At 46.3% G+C, this 2929-nt stretch carries 4 protein-coding genes; all 4 read right to left on the bottom strand.

What is annotated here, in order from left to right:
* The coding region (locus KDK14_RS03445) for a hypothetical protein (protein ID WP_257263623.1) at positions 1 to 224 on the bottom strand (224 nt) is incomplete at its 3' end.
* Positions 225 to 246: 22 nt separating this feature from the next.
* The gene (locus KDK14_RS03450) at positions 247 to 1605 is read right to left on the bottom strand and encodes a protein kinase (protein WP_257263624.1); all 1359 of its coding nucleotides are present in this window, start codon (positions 1603 to 1605) and stop codon (positions 247 to 249) included.
* A 276-nt stretch (positions 1606 to 1881) separates the two neighbouring features.
* Positions 1882 to 2091, bottom strand: coding sequence for a DUF4160 domain-containing protein (locus KDK14_RS21605; protein ID WP_373691025.1), 210 nt, complete (start codon positions 2089 to 2091; stop codon positions 1882 to 1884).
* Between the two features lie 144 nt (positions 2092 to 2235).
* A partial coding sequence (locus tag KDK14_RS03455) for a transposase (RefSeq protein WP_257263625.1) occupies positions 2236 to 2929 on the bottom strand: 694 nt, incomplete at its 5' end.

The raw sequence follows: 2929 nt of genomic DNA on the forward strand, positions 1-2929 counted from the left end.
ACTGTCATGATGGAAAACTTTTTCTTGCAATGCGGGGCGGACCATATATGACCCCAGATTTTATTCTCACCAATAACCGGGTGATGAATGATATCGTAGCGGATAATTGCTTCACTCTCATCCACCTGACTGGCAGCAATGGCTTGAGTGCTTAAAAGAAGACAGCTTGCAATCGCTGAAGCTACAACTGATTTGATAGAAGACAGTTGGATTATTTTTTTCATTCTGAACCTCAAACTGATGGTATCACACTCGGTTTTTAACCGCGAAAACCTGGGTCTTTTTCGCTTCCTCAGCACTGGAGATGCATCTTTCAAACCACTGATAATGCAATGCCTGGGAAGGGAGAACGCGTAATGACGGGTTTGGGTGTAAAAGATCATTGATTAAGCAAACCATCGGCTCAAGGTAGTTTTTTAAGGCCTCAGCCGTTTGGGTCAGTGTATTGAAATCCTGGATATTTGGATGGATTGCCGAAGCCACTCTCAAGCACAGTTGCTCCAGGCTTTTTTTATCATTGGGTATGGCCTTATGGTAAGTGTTATCAGGCTTTACGGTTTCGTATTTCTGCATGGCCAGGGAAAGTGCCCGAGCCCGGGCTTGACGCTCTGAGGGATAAAAGGTGCATAGTTCGGCATCGTGACAGAAGCTGGCGGCTGTTCCGGTTTCCAGCTCTTTCAGAACTCTGTAGAGACTTTGACCATAAGCAAACGCATCGTCTGGTGTTTTTGCCGGGATATGTGCGTTCAGGTCTTTCAGTAATTTGAACGTATCCGGTGCGGCGAAATCCTCACTGCCAAAATGCGAACTTTCTCCGGCTACTGCAGCTTGCCCGAAGTCCAGCTGTTTAACGCTTTGGGTATTCTGGTCAAACATACAGTTAAATGGTTTAACATCAGAGTGAACAATGCCTTGTTTTTCAAGATGCGCCAGGGCAAACAGTTGCTGTTCTTGCAGATGGGCATAGGCATTAAAAAATTCGTCAGGCGTGATAATCCCGGTTTTCAGTTGGTGTATGAGTGTGATGGTCAGCGTTTGAAGATTTTGCCCATCTATGAACTCAAAAAGTAATCCTGACCGGTTATCGACCTCCTTAAAACCATAGCAATTTACAATGTTTGGATGGCTGCCTACTTTTTTCATTATCTCTGCTTCCCGATTTAGAGACTCTATAGCCGCTTCGTGACGGGAGTTTGTTATTGGCCTTTTCAGGGCAAAATTTTCAGAGATTCCATGAGCATTCGTTTGTTCAACCAGGTCAACAATCGCAGTGGCACCGTGTCCAAGTGTTTTAGTGATTGAAGCCTGTTCGCTCAGTATCGAGTGGTCACTGTTTTCCCAGAAAACTGAATCTTCCGAAACCTCAGAGCTTGGGGTCAGGAGTATTCCGGTATCTTCGACTGATAACCCGGAGCGACTGGACAAGGAGGTGCTGCGACTTTCATAGCCAACGTCATTTTCAGTTGTGGGGATGTGTTTTGTGAAAGATGGGGTTTTGGTTGTATTCTTGTGCTGGCGGTCAGCCTGATCGGTATGGGCTTGATTTCCCTCCTTTTTAGAGTTGATAGTGGGAGGAGTTGAGGCAGAAAGGTTGAGTGGTTTCATTGCCTGTAAAGTTTAGTTGCCCTGATAGAGCAACTTATCGACATAAAAGGCAACAACTTTGCCAAAAAAACCGGATGCGGTCAGAAAATTCGTGCACATCAATGTATTAAAGTCCATCATCGCAAATAACCGCTGCTGCTGGGAGGCTGTCCGAGAACTAGCTAGTTCTCGTCCAAAAACGCATCGGGCAATCATAATCGGACTGTACGTACGTTTCAATATTTCCAGAGTAAGGAAATCAGGGTCAGGTCTTTCATTTCGCATAACACTTGTCGTTTATAGTGATAAACGAGGTATTTCCACAATGAAAGACCTGACCCCAGATTTCCAGATTTCTTTTTTAGGTAACCCACCTTCCAGAACATGGCCAGTTGAGATGTCTACCAGCGCTTCATGCCCTTGATACTCTGCATGAAAATGCGGTGGTGCATGATCTGCATGGTACATTCGAATATAAATCCCAAAGAAGGTCGATATCACTGGCATCACAAAACCCTGTTGAAGGCAATGATTATAACCATCAGATTAGCCAAACTTTAGCAAGCTTCAATCCGCTAACAGGATTGCCTGATTTTGAACAGCAATAGCAGCCAGAGAATATCAAAACAGCAGCCTTTTTCTGAAAACTGACTACTGGCAACTGCCCACTCTCTTAACCATCTTACTCACCGTGGAATAGTGTAGCCCAAAATAATCCGCGATGGTCTTCTGGGTATAACCACCGGAGGCATACGCAGCACAAACCGCCTCCGTTGGAGCATCAAAACTTGCCCGGTAAAACTCAAGGGGCCTTGCCGGTTTACGCTTCTGCTTGTATGGGACTTCAGAGAGTGACTTACCCTTAACCGGTTTTTCAATATACTGCTGCTGATCGGCCACAAAACGGTCATCACCCAGGTAAATCTGCTGCTTCAGGTGTAGCCAGATATTGATGCCAACACCCGCCAGCACAAACGCCACAAACCGTTCACAGGCTCGTTCACGGTCATCAGAGAACAGACGTAACATCGCATCCGTCGCCAACCAGTCTGGAGAATCCATTTCACCGAGGGTATAACGGTAACTGCTCCACAGCCAGTTGGCGGGATGGTCAACCATACGGGCGCGGACCGGGTTCAGCAGCACATAACGACTCAACTCAAGCAGGTACGACGACTTATCAACCAGGATCGCTTTATAGCGCCCTTGGAACAGATGCCCTACCCGCCCGTATCGACGATTAAAGCGCGTGGTATAAACACCATTCAACTGTCGCATACCAGCCGAAAGATTACCGTCTGGTGTTTCCACCACCAGATGATAATGATTGGTCATCAAACACCAG

Source organism: Endozoicomonas sp. ONNA2 (assembly GCF_024606365.1).
GTDB lineage: Bacteria > Pseudomonadota > Gammaproteobacteria > Pseudomonadales > Endozoicomonadaceae > Endozoicomonas.

What these genes read in the sequence shown, in the direction of transcription:
- KDK14_RS03450 (WP_257263624.1), bottom strand. Translation starts at nt 1,605, where the DNA reads ATGAAACCACTCAACCTTTCTGCCTCAACTCCTCCCACTATCAACTCT.
- KDK14_RS21605 (WP_373691025.1), bottom strand. Translation starts at nt 2,091, where the DNA reads ATGCCAGTGATATCGACCTTCTTTGGGATTTATATTCGAATGTACCAT.